This window comes from Agrobacterium sp. 22094 (genome assembly GCF_052046015.1).
Lineage (GTDB): Bacteria > Pseudomonadota > Alphaproteobacteria > Rhizobiales > Rhizobiaceae > Agrobacterium > Agrobacterium cavarae.
Genome location: NZ_JBQEPX010000003.1, coordinates 204,035 through 216,516 on the forward strand (window position 1 = coordinate 204,035; position 12,482 = coordinate 216,516).

The 12,482-nt window shown below is 59.0% G+C and carries 13 protein-coding genes and 1 riboswitch; of the genes, 3 read left to right on the forward strand and 10 right to left on the reverse strand.

What is annotated here, in order from left to right; genetic code table 11:
• Positions 1-108: 108 nt before the first annotated feature.
• From ACTJK5_RS15845 to ACTJK5_RS15865, 5 genes are all read right to left on the reverse strand, one after another.
• Entirely contained in the window at positions 109-855 is a 747-nt protein-coding gene (locus ACTJK5_RS15845; protein WP_274101695.1) for an aspartate/glutamate racemase family protein, read from the reverse strand.
• A gap of 10 nt (positions 856-865) precedes the next feature.
• Positions 866-1,684: an ABC transporter permease gene (locus ACTJK5_RS15850; RefSeq protein ID WP_274101693.1), complete on the reverse strand. Its 819-nt coding sequence runs from the start codon at positions 1,682-1,684 to the stop codon at positions 866-868.
• A 3-nt stretch (positions 1,685-1,687) separates the two neighbouring features.
• On the reverse strand, positions 1,688-2,599 hold the full coding sequence (locus ACTJK5_RS15855; protein ID WP_440598871.1) for an ABC transporter permease: 912 nt from the start codon (positions 2,597-2,599) through the stop codon (positions 1,688-1,690).
• A 189-nt stretch (positions 2,600-2,788) separates the two neighbouring features.
• Positions 2,789-4,078, reverse strand: coding sequence for an ABC transporter substrate-binding protein (locus ACTJK5_RS15860; protein ID WP_062423731.1), 1,290 nt, complete (start codon positions 4,076-4,078; stop codon positions 2,789-2,791).
• Positions 4,079-4,108: 30 nt separating this feature from the next.
• A complete protein-coding gene (locus ACTJK5_RS15865; RefSeq protein WP_144620057.1) occupies positions 4,109-5,188 on the reverse strand; it encodes an ABC transporter ATP-binding protein in 1,080 nt (359 codons plus the stop codon).
• Between the two features lie 260 nt (positions 5,189-5,448).
• On the opposite strand from ACTJK5_RS15865, the gene ACTJK5_RS15870 reads away from it, so the two are divergent.
• A complete protein-coding gene (locus tag ACTJK5_RS15870; RefSeq protein WP_062423733.1) occupies positions 5,449-6,159 on the forward strand; it encodes a GntR family transcriptional regulator in 711 nt (236 codons plus the stop codon).
• Positions 6,160-6,196: 37 nt separating this feature from the next.
• Here ACTJK5_RS15870 and ACTJK5_RS15875 read toward each other — a convergent pair whose 3' ends face one another.
• Both ACTJK5_RS15875 and alr read right to left on the reverse strand, forming a co-directional pair.
• Positions 6,197-7,453, reverse strand: a complete 1,257-nt coding sequence (locus ACTJK5_RS15875) for a D-amino acid dehydrogenase (protein WP_440598872.1) — start codon at positions 7,451-7,453, stop codon at positions 6,197-6,199.
• A gap of 7 nt (positions 7,454-7,460) precedes the next feature.
• The gene (gene alr, locus ACTJK5_RS15880; RefSeq protein ID WP_440598873.1) at positions 7,461-8,627 is read right to left on the reverse strand and encodes an alanine racemase; all 1,167 of its coding nucleotides are present in this window, start codon (positions 8,625-8,627) and stop codon (positions 7,461-7,463) included.
• 127 nt (positions 8,628-8,754) lie between these two features.
• Between alr and ACTJK5_RS15885 the strand changes: the two genes are divergently transcribed.
• On the forward strand, positions 8,755-9,231 hold the full coding sequence (locus ACTJK5_RS15885; RefSeq protein ID WP_062423735.1) for an Lrp/AsnC family transcriptional regulator: 477 nt from the start codon (positions 8,755-8,757) through the stop codon (positions 9,229-9,231).
• A gap of 13 nt (positions 9,232-9,244) precedes the next feature.
• On the opposite strand, the gene thiD is transcribed toward ACTJK5_RS15885, so the two are convergent.
• Genes thiD through ACTJK5_RS15900 form a run of 3 tightly spaced genes read right to left on the reverse strand, consistent with a single transcriptional unit; the run spans position 9,245 to position 11,425 of the window.
• On the reverse strand, positions 9,245-10,045 hold the full coding sequence (thiD, locus tag ACTJK5_RS15890; protein ID WP_440598874.1) for a bifunctional hydroxymethylpyrimidine kinase/phosphomethylpyrimidine kinase: 801 nt from the start codon (positions 10,043-10,045) through the stop codon (positions 9,245-9,247).
• Entirely contained in the window at positions 10,042-10,701 is a 660-nt protein-coding gene (thiE, locus tag ACTJK5_RS15895) for a thiamine phosphate synthase (RefSeq protein ID WP_440598875.1), read from the reverse strand. The genes thiD and thiE overlap by 4 nt, the downstream gene beginning before the upstream one ends.
• On the reverse strand, positions 10,688-11,425 hold the full coding sequence (locus ACTJK5_RS15900) for a hydroxyethylthiazole kinase (protein ID WP_440598876.1): 738 nt from the start codon (positions 11,423-11,425) through the stop codon (positions 10,688-10,690). The genes thiE and ACTJK5_RS15900 overlap by 14 nt, the downstream gene beginning before the upstream one ends.
• A 71-nt stretch (positions 11,426-11,496) precedes the next feature.
• Positions 11,497-11,599: riboswitch (TPP riboswitch) on the reverse strand.
• A 209-nt stretch (positions 11,600-11,808) separates the two neighbouring features.
• Here ACTJK5_RS15900 and ACTJK5_RS15905 point away from each other — a divergent pair.
• Positions 11,809-12,477 (forward strand): CHASE3 domain-containing protein, encoded by a 669-nt coding sequence (locus ACTJK5_RS15905; protein ID WP_313554803.1) that lies wholly within the window; start codon positions 11,809-11,811, stop codon positions 12,475-12,477.
• Positions 12,478-12,482 lie beyond the last annotated feature (5 nt).

The following is a 12,482-nucleotide window of genomic DNA, read 5'->3' on the forward strand; positions in this document are numbered from 1 at the left end:
CATTTTCCATCAAAACGGCAGTTGCCCGCCAGTTGTTATCCGATGGTTAAGAAAATAGATTCCGCAGGCTGAACGGGCGCTGAATGAATTGTGGCAGGATCGAAACGCTTAACCTGCCGCCATATGGCTAGGCGAAAACGCTTCCATCAAGCCCAGGTAGGGCTTTTCGACGGGGCTTGCATAGGCACCCCGCTTTGCCGTGGTGAGCTTCAGCGAGATCAGCGTCTCGGCATGTTTGACCGCTGCCGAAACACCATCGATGACGGGAACGCCAAATTCATGTGACAGCTCTGCCGCGAGATCCGCCATGCCGGCGCAGCCAAGCACGATGGCCTCCGCCTTGTCTTCGTGAAGCGCTGCCGTGATCTGGGCCCGGAGCCGCGGCAGTGCGTCTGAACTCGGGTCTTCCAGCGACAGGACCGGAATGTCCGCCGCCCGCACCTTGGCGCGCGCGCCCATGCCGTAGCGATGCACCAGATGTTCGAGTGGCAGGCGGGAGCGTTCCATGGTGGTGACGACGGTGAAGCGCTGCGCGATGAAAGCCGCGGTCGCGACAGCTGCCTCGCAGATGCCGATGACAGGGATGGTCGCAAGCGCGCGCGCCGCATCGAGGCCCGTATCGTCAAAGCAGGCAATGACCGCGGCCTGCGCGCCGCCCTTCTCTGCCTTGGCGATCTCCAGGAGAAGCCCCGGTATGGCGAAGACTTCGTCGTAGTAACCCTCGATCGAGACCGGTCCCATCGACGACGTCACGGCGACGATCTCCGTCGAGGCGGAAGCGACCGCCTTGGCCGCCGCCTCGATCGTCTGGGTCATCGATTGCGTGGTGTTGGGATTGACGACGAGAATGCGCATGATGTGCAGGTCAGCCTTTCGAGCGGCGGCGGTTCATGGCGGCAATGATACCAAGCGTTGCGCCGATGACGATGAGAGAGAAGAAAGTGGTGACGGCACCCAGGGCATAGAGCACCGGCGTGGTGACGTTCGTCGTCATGCCGTAGATTTCGAGCGGCAGCGTATTATACGTGCCTGACGTCATGAGGGTTCGGGCAAACTCGTCGTAGGAAAGCGTGAAGCCGAAGAGGCCGACACCGATCAGGCTTGGCGCAATCATCGGCAACACCACGTTGCTGAAGGTCTGCCAAGAATTTGCACCTAGATCGCGCGCCGCTTCTTCGTAAGATGGCGAGAAGCGGTTGAAGACCGCAAACATGATGAGGACGCCGAAGGGGAGGGTCCACGTCAGCTGTGCGCCGAAGGCGGAACTGTACCATGCAGGCTCCAGGCCAAGCTGCTGGAAAAGCACGCCGATGCCGAGCGAGATGATGATGGATGGCACCACAAGGCTTGCAACCGAGAGATAGAAGAGCGGGGTGGCGCCGACGAATTTGCGGCGGAAGGCGAGGCCCGCCAGAAGCGAGACAAGCACGGTGACGATCATCACCATCACGCCCAGCATGAAAGAGCGTCGGAAGGAGCCACCAAAGTCCCCGACCGCCTGCTGCTCGAAGAGGTTGGCGAACCAGTGTAGAGAGACGCCGTTCAGCGGGAATGTCAGGCCGCCATTCGGTCCCTGGAAGGCCAGGATCAGGATGGCCGAGAGCGGGCCATACAGAAACAGCGCGAAGAGGGCGAAGAAGATGGCAAGGATGTAGAATTCGCGACCGCGTTTTTCCGAGTGCATGGATCAGAGCTCCTTACGGATATCGACGACCCGCAGAATGCCTGCGACCATCAGGAGAACGAGGGCGAGAAGGACGACGGCGTTTGCGGCAGCGGCCGGATATTGCAGGAGCGACATCTGGTTCTTCATCATCAGGGCAACAGAGGCACTCTGTCCGCCGGACATGACCTGCACGGTGGAAAAATCCGCCATGACCAGCGTTACGACGAAAATGGTCCCGATGGCCATTCCGGGCTTCGCCAAGGGAATGATGACGTTCCACAGCACCTGCCAGCTGGACGCACCCGCATCGCGCGCGGCCTCCACCAGCGACTTGTCGATGCGCATCAGCGTGTTGAAGATCGGCGTCACCATGAAGAGCGTGTAGAGATGCACCATGGCCAGCACCACGGCGAAGTCGGAATAAAGTAGCGATTCGATGGGTGCCGGAACAATCCCCAAATTCACCAGCGCACTGTTGATCAGGCCGTTGCGACCGAGGACCGGGATCCATGAAATCATGCGGATGATGTTGGAGGTCAGAAAGGGCACGGTGCAGATGAGGAACAGGACCATCTGCATGGTGGTGGTGCGAATATGGAAGGCCAGGAAATAGGCCACCCAGAAGCCGAGGAACAGCGTGATCGCCCACACAAGGAAGGCATATTTCAACGTATTGAGATAGGTTTGCCACGTCACCCACGAGCCGAGCGTTTCGGTATAGTTAAAGGTGACGAAGTCGGGATACATCTGGGCAAAGTCATAATCCCAGAAGCTCACCACGACGATCATCAGGATCGGCAGAAGGAGAAAGAAGCCGAGGATCAGCGCCAACGGCGTTGCCTCGATGTAAGACACAAGTCCCTTCGGCAGGGTGAAGGGCTTGCCCGTTTTTTCTTTCTTTTCGCCAACGCCTATAAATCTGACCGTCGCCATTCAATGGAGCCCTTTATTGTTGTCATGATCGGCAGCTTCGCGCTGCCGGTCCTGGTGCGATGACGACGGATTGAAACCTCTCCGTCGTCATGGTCGGCCCCGATCATGTCCGAGGATGACGAAAAGCAAGTGCCGAGGGTATCGGCAACCGAAGACCGGCGGCGCTGACCGCCAGCCTTCTTTTTCTCATCAAGCAGCGATGAACTCGTTCCAGCGACGGACCATGTAGCGGTCTTCGTCCATGACGGAGTTCCAGCAGGCGACCTTGCCCATGCGCTCTTCGAAGGAGCCGCCATCGCGCACAGCGCCAGCCTTTTCCATGACCTTGCCGTCTGGAGCGATGATATCGCCCTGGGCAGGCTTGCCTTCTACCCAGTAACCCCATTCGTCGGCGGTCATGTAGTTCTTCGCGGTATCCATGGCAGCGGAGTAGTAGCCCTGGCGGTTTAGGTAAGCGCCGACCCAGCCGGATGTGTACCAGTTGATATATTCATAGGCCGCGTCGAGCTTCGCGCCGCTCAGGTGCTTGGCGAGGCCAAGACCGCCGCCCCAGGAGCGATAGCCTTCCTTTAGCGGCTGGTATTTGCAGGCGATGCCCTTGGAGCGAACGGCGGCAACCGCCGGCGACCACATGGACTGGATGACGACTTCGCCCGACGCCATGAGGTTGACGCTCTCGTCGAAGCTCTTCCAGAAGGCGCGGAACTGTCCGTCCTTCTTGGCCTTGATGAGGAAATCGATGGTCTTGTCGATTTCGGCCTTCGTCATATTGCCCTTGTCGGCATATTTTATGTTGCCCATGGCTTCCATGATCATTGCAGCATCCATGATGCCGATCGATGGGATGTTCAGGATGGAAGTCTTGCCCTTGAACTTCGGGTCCATGATGTCGGCCCAGGTGGTGATCTCACGGCCGACGAGATCAGGGCGAATGCCGAGCGTATCGGCATTGTAGATGGTCGGAACCATGGTGAAGTATTCGGTTTCGCTCTTGGCAAACTTCTTGTCGCCGGGCTTCTCGACATAACCCACCGTGTGGGGTGCCGTGCCCTGGGCAATCACGCTGTCGGGCGTCAGCTTGCCGGTTTTGAACAGCGGCACGATCTTGTCGTAATATTTCAGCTTCTTGATTTCCATCGGCTGGATCACACCGGCCGGATAGACCTTTTTCAGGATCCAGTATTCGATGTCTGCGATGTCGTAGGAGTTCGGCTGGGTGACGGCGCGCTGTGCGGCTGCATCCGAATCCGTTGCCGTCATTTCAAGCGTGATGCCGAGGTCCGCCTTGCACTTTTCGGCAATCGCATTGATGTTGGACACGCCCGTGCCGAACTGGCGCAGCGTGATCGGGTTCTGCGCCCAGATGGTGGGGAAGCCGGTGATCAGGCCGGAACCGACGGCAGCACCCGTGGCGGCAGCGCCCGCCTTCAGGAGACCGCGGCGGGTCAGACCCTTTTTCGTCTTGTTGGAATCGGTCATTTCAGTTCTCCTCTGGTTGTTTTATGGTCGTTATTCTACCCGTCCGAGCACGATGGCATCGTCCGCATTCCAGGAAAGAGGTATGGCATCGCCAACCTTGATGGGATTTTCGAAGAAGACCGCGTCGGTCAAAATCACGTTGAAATCGTCGATGCCGGCGCCGTTGACGGCGAGCTTGACGCTGGCGCCGCGATACTCGACGTTGGAGACGATGCCGGTGAAACCAAGGCCAGGTTCCCCTTCGCCGATGCGCACGCGGTCGGTGCGCACGGCAATATCGACCGCATCATCCGGCGGTGTCTTGCCGCTGGCCTTGAAGATGCCGCCGCCCGCCACTTCCAGTGTTACCATCTCGCCGTCAACCTCTTTCAGGCGACCGGAAATGACGTTGTGATCGCCCATGAAGCGGGCAACGAAAGCCGTGGCGGGGCGCTCGAACACATCGCGGGGTGCGGCGGCCTGCTCGATGCGGCCGTCATTCATGACGACAATGATATCGGCCAGCGCCATAGCCTCTTCCTGGCTGTGGGTCACATGCACGAAGGTGATGCCAAGCGAGGTCTGGAGCTTCTTCAGTTCCGCACGCATGCGGATCTTGAGGAAGGGATCGAGTGCCGAGAGCGGCTCGTCCAAAAGCAGCGCTTCCGGGTCGGTGATGAGCGCGCGGGCGAGCGCGACGCGCTGCTGCTGGCCGCCTGAAAGCTGCGCAGGACGGCGGGTCGCATAGGGCTCAAGCTGCATCAGCTTCAGCATTTCGAGCGCCTTGGCCCGCCGGGTCTCCTTGTCCGCGCCCTTCATCTTGAGGCTGAAGGCGACATTGTCGACGAGATCGAGATGCGGGAAAAGCGCATAGGATTGAAACATCATCGCCGTGCCGCGTTGGGCAGGAGGCAGATCGGTGACGACCGTATTGCCGAGCCGAACATCGCCGCTGGAAATGGTTTCGTGGCCTGCGATCATGCGCAGCGTCGAGGTCTTGCCGCAGCCGGACGGACCCAACAGACAGCAATAGCTGCCCGCCGGTATTTTCAGGCTAATGGCGTGAACGGCCGTGGTGCTTCCATAGACCTTGGTAACGGCGGCGATGTCTATCTCGGCAGCTTTGCTCATGCATGATCCCCTGCTTGTTGCAGATGAACTTGCATAAGCCGTGCCAATTTCAGGCTTGCATGTCTAACCGATTGAAACGGCATCGCTTTTATTTTAGCTGGCGCGACTTTGATCAGCCCCCGCCACTTGCATGCACAAAAAAGCAGCTATTGTTTTCAATAGCGGGCAGGATTGTATGCAATTTTGCGGGAGCGATGGGCGCTTTCATGTTTCCACGTCGCGACTTTCGCGATAGTAAGAAAATAAATCGGGAAAAAGCAATGACACTTTCTCAACTCGAACCCGACATGGACAACGCGCCGGAGGATCGCGCGCAAGCAATTCGCGATACCTTGCGCGATGCGATCGCAGATCGCCGTCTGACGCCGGGAACGAAGTTATCAGAGGCCGAAGTCGGCGCGCTCTTCGATGTCAGCCGTACGGTCGTACGCGCTGCCTTGCAGATGCTGAGCTTTGAGGGACTGGTGAGGACGGAGCGAAATAGGGGCGCTTTCGTATCCAATCCATCGCCGGATGAAGCTCGTCAGGTCTTTGCCTCTCGCCGCCTCATAGAACAGGGCATCGTTGCCGCAGCGGTGGAACGGATTACACCCGAAGGCATCGCCAGCCTGCGCGCTCATCTGCAAGAGGAAACGCGATATCAGCATGAGAGGGGCCCTTCGGCTCGTCGAGCGGAGATCAAGGCTTCAGGCGATTTTCATCTGCTCCTAGCCTCACATGCCGGCAACGCCATTCTCGAAAAATTCATGGGCGAGCTCGTCGCCCGCTCCTCGCTTGTCATCGCCCTTTATGGCCGATCCGGCATTTCAAGCTGCGGCCATGGCGATCACTCCGCCATTCTCGATGCGCTGGAAGCCCGCGACGGAGAAAAGGCCCATCGCCTCATGATGCATCACATCGATCACATCGAGGCCGACCTCGATCTGCGTGTGAAGGAAGGCCTGGCGCTGAAGGAAGCGCTGGCGCTGTAACAAAAGCCGTGCGCGCAAGCGCCGCACGGCAGTTGCCTTATGCCGCGTAGCGGCTGATCCCGAGGTCGGCGGTATCGATGTCCGGCTTGTTGCCCGACACCAGATCCGCCAGTACGCGAGCCGAGCCGCAGGCCATGGTCCAACCAAGCGTTCCGTGGCCGGTGTTCAGGTAAAGGTTCGCATAGCGCGTCGCGCCAATCACCGGCGTGCCATCCGGCGTCATCGGCCGCAGTCCGCACCAGAATTTCGCCTGGGATTGATCACCGGCACCACCGAACAGGTCTTCCACCGAATGCCTCAAGGTTGCCTGGCGTTTGGCAGGCAGATCCTTGTTGAAACCGGCAATTTCCGCCATGCCGCCCACGCGGATGCGATCGCCAAGGCGGGTAATCGCCACCTTGTGCGCCTCATCCATGACCGTGGAGATCGGCGCCTTGGCCGCATCGACGATCGGCACGGTGATCGAGTAGCCCTTGACCGGATAGACGGGCAGGTCGAGACCGAGATGCTTGAGAAAATGTGGCGTGTAGCTGCCAAGCGCGCCAACAAAAACATCCGCTTCGATCAGGCCCTTGCTCGTCTCAACGGCCTTGAGGCGATTGCCTTCGACGATAGGGCGCATGATGCCGGTGTCATAGATGAACTTGACGCCGGCCTGCTCCGCCAGTTTCGCCAGCTCCGAGGTGAACATGAAGCAGTCGCCCGTCTCATCACCCGGCAGCCGCAGGCCACCGACGATCTTGTCCTGCGAGGAAGAAAGACCCGGCTCTACCGCAACGCAGGCGTTACGATCGAGAATTTCGTAAGGCACGCCACCGGCTTTGAGAACCTCGACGTCCTTGCCGATACCATCGAACTGCTTCTGGGTGCGGAAGACTTCCAGCGTCCCCTGCATGCGCTGATCGTACTGAATGCCGGTCTCGTCACGAAGCGCCATCAGGCAGTCGCGGCTGTATTCGGCGATACGTACCATGCGGCTCTTATTGACGTTGTAGCGCGCAGCCGTGCAGTTGCTCAGCATCTGGATCATCCAGCGCCAGGCGGCGGGATCTGCGGTGGGGCGAATGATCAGCGGCGCGTGCTCCATGAAGAGCCACTTCAGCGCCTTCATCGGAATGCCGGGTGCTGCCCAGGGAGACGAATAGCCCGGCGATACTTCGCCGGCATTGGCGAAGCTGGTTTCCAGTGCCGCTGCCGGCTGCCGGTCGATCACGGTCACGGAATGTCCGGCCTTGGCGAGGTACCAGGCTGAGGTGACGCCAATGACGCCGGCTCCAAGAATGGTGATGTTCATGCTGGCCTCACAGGTTTCGAGCGATAGTGGAAGAAGCGGCAGCCTGCTTTTCCGGATAGATATAGCGACGGCGATAGCGCTGGCCCAGCCGCGTCAGTATTTCATAGGCGATCGTGCCTGCGTCCTCGGCAATTGCCTCGAGCGTCTGGTTCGGGCCGATGATTTCGACGAGGCTGCCATGGGTGAGCGTGTCTTCGGGAAGGGCGGAGATATCGAGCGTGATGCTGTCCATCGAAACACGCCCGGCAATAGGAAGCCGAACGCCGTTGAAATAAGCGGCTCCTCGGCTGCTCAAAGAGCGCGGCAGGCCATCCGCGTAGCCTGCGGCAATCGTTGCCAGACGGGTATCGGCTTTGGTGCGCAGCGAGGCACCGTAGCCGACGAAGCTTTCAGCCGGCACTGTACGAGTTTGAACCACGGCAACGCTCAAGCCGACGACCGGCTTCATCGGATTGGGATGAACTGCCGATGGCGCGCCCCCATAAAGCGCGATACCCGGTCGCATCAGGGCGTTATGGTAGTCCGTGCCGAGAAAGATGCCGCCGGAATTGGCAAAGCAGACCGGCACGCCGGGAAACTGCTCGGTGGTTTTGCGCATGACGTTAAGCTGCAGAGCATTGGCCTCATGGTCCGGCTCGTCGGCGCAAGCGAGATGGCTCATGATGCAGGCAAGATCGATGGCTTTGAGCATGGCAGGAGTGGCCAACAGCCTTTCGACCTCGTAAGGCGCCAGTCCGAGCCGCGACATGCCAGTGTCGATTTGCAGGGCAGCGGGCAGAGTCTTGCCAAGGACGGCGGCTTGCGCCGACCATTGGGCGACCTGCTCCAGCGAGTTGAGAACCGGAATGATGTTCAGTGCAGAGCAGGAGGTTTCGTTTCCAGGCTGGAGGCCATTGAGAACAAAGATTTTTGCATCGGGCGCTATGTGCAGACGAAGAGACAGCGCCTCATCAATATGAGCGACGAAGAAGTGCCGGCATCCCGCATCGTAAAGGACGGGCGCGACGATATCGGCACCAAGACCATAGGCATCTGCCTTCACCACGGCACTCGTCAGCGCATGCGGCGCCTTGGAGGCAAGCGTCAGATAGTTGTCGCGAAGGGCTGCAAGATCGATCGTCAGATAGCCGCTTGCGCCACCTTGAGCTTTCTGCTGCTGGAGGGTCATGTCCATTGTCGTTCCCTTTGTTCTTTTGGCAACAGAGTATTGCAATGATCCTTGAATTTAAGCAGTGTAAGACGAAGAAAATTCGATAAAATCGTTTTTCTTGCAACTTTGTGCGATCAATCGGAACGAAACCATGTCTGCTCTCGACGCCACCGATCGTCATATCATCCGCCTGCTTCGGCTGAATGCCCGCATCAGCAATGCCAAGCTTGCCGCTGAGGTGGGGCTATCGCCGTCCGCTTGTCTGCGTCGTGTGGATATTCTGGAGAGGGAAGGCGTCATTCGCGGCTATACGGCGATCACCGGAAGTGCCGCCGGTGGAGAGGTGATTTCCGTCATCGTCCAGATCACGCTCGACCGGCAGACGGAGGATTTTCTCAATCGCTTTGAAAATGCCGTGCGGCGTTATCCGGAAGTGCGAGAATGCTATCTCATGACCGGCGGCTCGGATTATTTTCTCCGCGTCGAGGTCGAAACCGCAGGCGATTTCGAGCGGGTCCACAAGGATATTCTCTCCAAGCTTCCGGGCGTCTCACGCATCCATTCGAGCTTCGCCATCCGCAATGCGCTCGCCGCCCCCAAGCCGCGTGCGACGGAGCGCAAATCTTGATCGGGCCGGCCCGTCAGGGCGCCCACCAGCGGTAAAAATGATGAACCGGCCCGTGACCATGACCGACCTTAAGGTCGCGGCCTGCTGCCAACGCACCTTGGAGATAGTCTTTGGACAGGCCGACGGCATCCGTCAACGGCAGACCGAGCGCCAGATGGGCCGCAATCGCTGCCGCGAGCGTGCAGCCGGTACCATGGTCGTTCTTCGTCTCGATGCGCGGCATGGCAAATTCTTGAATTGTCTCGCCGTCAATCAGAAGATCGACGCTCTTTGATCCGGTGCCGTGGCCGCCTTTGATCAGGACAGCCTTCGCACCAAGCGCCAGGATCATCTCGGCCTGTTTCAGCATCGCGGCACGATCGGTGGCGATGCCGGTCCCGGTCAGCAGTGCCGCCTCAGGAAGGTTCGGCGTGGCAAGCGTTGCCTGCGGCAGCAATTCGCTTCGAAGCGTTTCGATTGCCTCCTCCTGAAGCAGCCTGTCACCGGAGGTCGCCACCATCACGGGGTCAAGGACGACCGGTTGGGGCTGGCTGCGCAGTCTCTCGGCAATCGTTCGTATCGTGTCGGTGCGCGAGACCATGCCGATCTTGATCGCCTTGATATCGAGGTCGGAAAACACCGCATCCATCTGAGCCGCAATGATCGTGGCGGAAATATCTTCAACCGCGGTCACGCCCTTGGTGTTCTGTGCGGTGATGGCGGTGATGACGCTCGCACCATAGACACCAAGAGCGGAGAATGTCTTGAGGTCGGCCTGAATGCCGGCACCGCCGCCACTATCGGAACCGGCGATGGTCAAAGCAATGGCGGTCATGGGCGTGCTCCCATCGCTTCATCCACGGCATTGCGAAACGCCTTGGCCGTCGTTGCTATATCGTCCGTGCGGAATAGGGCGGAGATCAGCGCCACCCCATCGGCACCTGCTGCAATCACGTCGGGAACGCGCTCCAGCGTGATGCCGGCAATTGCGCCCACCGGCAGGTCTGGTCGCTCGTTGCGCAGGTATGTCCTTATTTGCTTTAGCCCTGCAAGGCCGACCGGCGTATCTGGATTAACCTTGGAGGTGGTTTCAAACACCCCGCCAATGCAGGCATAATCGGCCGGTGCTTGCGCGACGTGTCGGGCATCAGCCATGGATTTGACGGTGAGCCCGATGATCGCATCGGGACCGAGAAGGCGCCTTGCTGTGTCTGCATCCATATCGTCTGCGCCGAGATGCACGCCATCTGCGCCCGTTGCCATGGCGACATCTAATCGATCGTTGATCACCAGCGGTACGCCGGTGCCTTTCAGGGCTTCAACGATGGCTCTTGCCTGGTCGATCATCTGGCGTGTGGAGGCGGTCTTGTCGCGATATTGGATGATCGTTGCACCGTTATGTGCTGCCAGAGCTGCAAGCTCGGCAAGCGGAGCGATATCGCTGAGAGAGGCGTCGACAATGGCATTCAGCCGGTAATCAATCTTCGTCATGTTCGATCCTCGCATGGGAGAGAATGTCTTCGCTCCTCAGAGTGAAGAGCGCGTCCAGAAAGGCGACTTCGAACGATCCCGGTCCGCTGGCATGTCTGGCCGCGATCTCTGCGGAAACGCCGGTAACAGTCAGAGCCGATGCTGCAGCCAGCATCGCATCCGGCTCGACGGCCATGAAGGCGGCAATGATACCGCCGGAAAGGCATCCGGTTCCCGTCACCTTTGCCATCAGGGCATGGCCGTTGACGATCCGGACCTTGCGGTCGACATCACTCAAGCTATCCACCGCTCCCGTCTGAATGCGCAATGCACCACCGACGTCGCCGATAACCGCCATTTCTGCCGCGTTCCCACGTGTGATCGAGGGGTGCAGCCGGCTCAATTCATGGGCGAATTCTAGCCGTGAAGGGGAGTAGTCGCAATGGACCGGATCGACGATCCAGGGTTTGCCTTGGCGATTGGCGATAGTGACGGCGATACGGATGACCTTGCGGCGCGCTTCGTCCAGCGTCCCGAGGTTGATCGTCAGCGCATCCGTCTTCGTCACGAAGCTCTCGATTTCCTCTTCCGACGATGTCATCGAGGGGATGCCGCCGATTGCGGTGATGCCGTCAGCGGTAAACTTCTGCACCACCGTATTCATCAGGCAGTGGACACGCGGTCGTCGCTCCCGCACAAGAGCCAGAAGGTCTGCCGCTTTTTCTGCGGTGGGAAATCTTACCATCAGCCGTTCATCTCCAGACACGCCGTTAGCGGACCCGGATAAGCATGACGCATGGAAAAGAAAGCTGTGCCTGACGGCGACTGTTCCGTTCCTACGCCGGTATGAACCGGATCAGGTTCAAGGGTCCGGCTCACCGCCATCTCAGCATCGTTCGATGCTCCCCTCGGAATGCCTGACTCTAAATGAGAAATAGAACCTCGTGTCAAGGCGTTTGACAGACCAGTTCACGTCACATGGCTGCAATCGAATTCGGCGAACGACTTTGAACTTCCTGATTGTTGTTGCGTTGAACTGCCTGGCACGGTGTATGCCAACCTGTTAGCGCTTTTGCCATCGGACGGATATAACGACGTTGAACTGCGCTTGCTTGGATGATCCCGTAAATGTCTGACTGGTCTTTAACGTCGCTGCGCCACAAGTATCTGACATTCCCGACACTGCTGCGATCAATACCGGTCGGGGTCGTTTTGGCTGCCGGTATCCTTGCCACCTCATGGACGCATGACCTTTTAAGCGACCATTACGATATGGTGGTGCATACCTATGAAGCGATCGATACCACCAAGGACGTCTTGATCGCGCTTGATGATGCCGAGACGGGACAGAGGGGCTATCTCGTCAGCGGCGACAAGCGCTATCTCGCGCCGTATGAGAAGGCGATGGAGCGCCTGCACCTGCTTCAGAACGATTTGATGACCAGGATATCGGACAATTCCGACCAGGTTGCCCGCGTCAAAGCGCTCGACGCATTGATCGAGAAGAAGCTTGAAGAGCTGAAGCACTCAATATCGCTCTATGATGGCGTCGGTGCAGATGCCGCCCGCACAAATGAAATCGGTTACATGGCTGTCGGAACGATGGACCGCATCCGCGATATCATCGGCGAGATCACCGTTACGGAACACACATTGCTGGACACCCGGCACGCCGAGGTCGAGGCCGATGAATTCCGCATCAGGGTTGTGGCGATCATCGTGGGCCTTGCTTCTTTCCTCACACGGGCTGGCGTCGAGATGTACCTGGCGCGCCGGTATCGTGTGATCCGGTCATAAGGCGT

Excerpts from the sequence above, each read along its gene's own strand:
- thiE (WP_440598875.1), bottom strand. The coding sequence starts at position 10,701 with ATGACGAAGATTGATTACCGGCTGAATGCCATTGTCGACGCCTCTCTC.
- ACTJK5_RS15855 (WP_440598871.1), bottom strand. The coding sequence starts at position 2,599 with ATGGCGACGGTCAGATTTATAGGCGTTGGCGAAAAGAAAGAAAAAACG.
- ACTJK5_RS15885 (WP_062423735.1), top strand. The coding sequence starts at position 8,755 with ATGTCTGCTCTCGACGCCACCGATCGTCATATCATCCGCCTGCTTCGG.
- ACTJK5_RS15865 (WP_144620057.1), bottom strand. The coding sequence starts at position 5,188 with ATGAGCAAAGCTGCCGAGATAGACATCGCCGCCGTTACCAAGGTCTAT.
- ACTJK5_RS15875 (WP_440598872.1), bottom strand. The coding sequence starts at position 7,453 with ATGAACATCACCATTCTTGGAGCCGGCGTCATTGGCGTCACCTCAGCC.
- ACTJK5_RS15845 (WP_274101695.1), bottom strand. The coding sequence starts at position 855 with ATGCGCATTCTCGTCGTCAATCCCAACACCACGCAATCGATGACCCAG.
- ACTJK5_RS15900 (WP_440598876.1), bottom strand. The coding sequence starts at position 11,425 with ATGGTAAGATTTCCCACCGCAGAAAAAGCGGCAGACCTTCTGGCTCTT.
- alr (WP_440598873.1), bottom strand. The coding sequence starts at position 8,627 with ATGGACATGACCCTCCAGCAGCAGAAAGCTCAAGGTGGCGCAAGCGGC.
- thiD (WP_440598874.1), bottom strand. The coding sequence starts at position 10,045 with ATGACCGCCATTGCTTTGACCATCGCCGGTTCCGATAGTGGCGGCGGT.
- ACTJK5_RS15850 (WP_274101693.1), bottom strand. The coding sequence starts at position 1,684 with ATGCACTCGGAAAAACGCGGTCGCGAATTCTACATCCTTGCCATCTTC.
- ACTJK5_RS15905 (WP_313554803.1), top strand. The coding sequence starts at position 11,809 with ATGTCTGACTGGTCTTTAACGTCGCTGCGCCACAAGTATCTGACATTC.
- ACTJK5_RS15870 (WP_062423733.1), top strand. The coding sequence starts at position 5,449 with ATGACACTTTCTCAACTCGAACCCGACATGGACAACGCGCCGGAGGAT.
- ACTJK5_RS15860 (WP_062423731.1), bottom strand. The coding sequence starts at position 4,078 with ATGACCGATTCCAACAAGACGAAAAAGGGTCTGACCCGCCGCGGTCTC.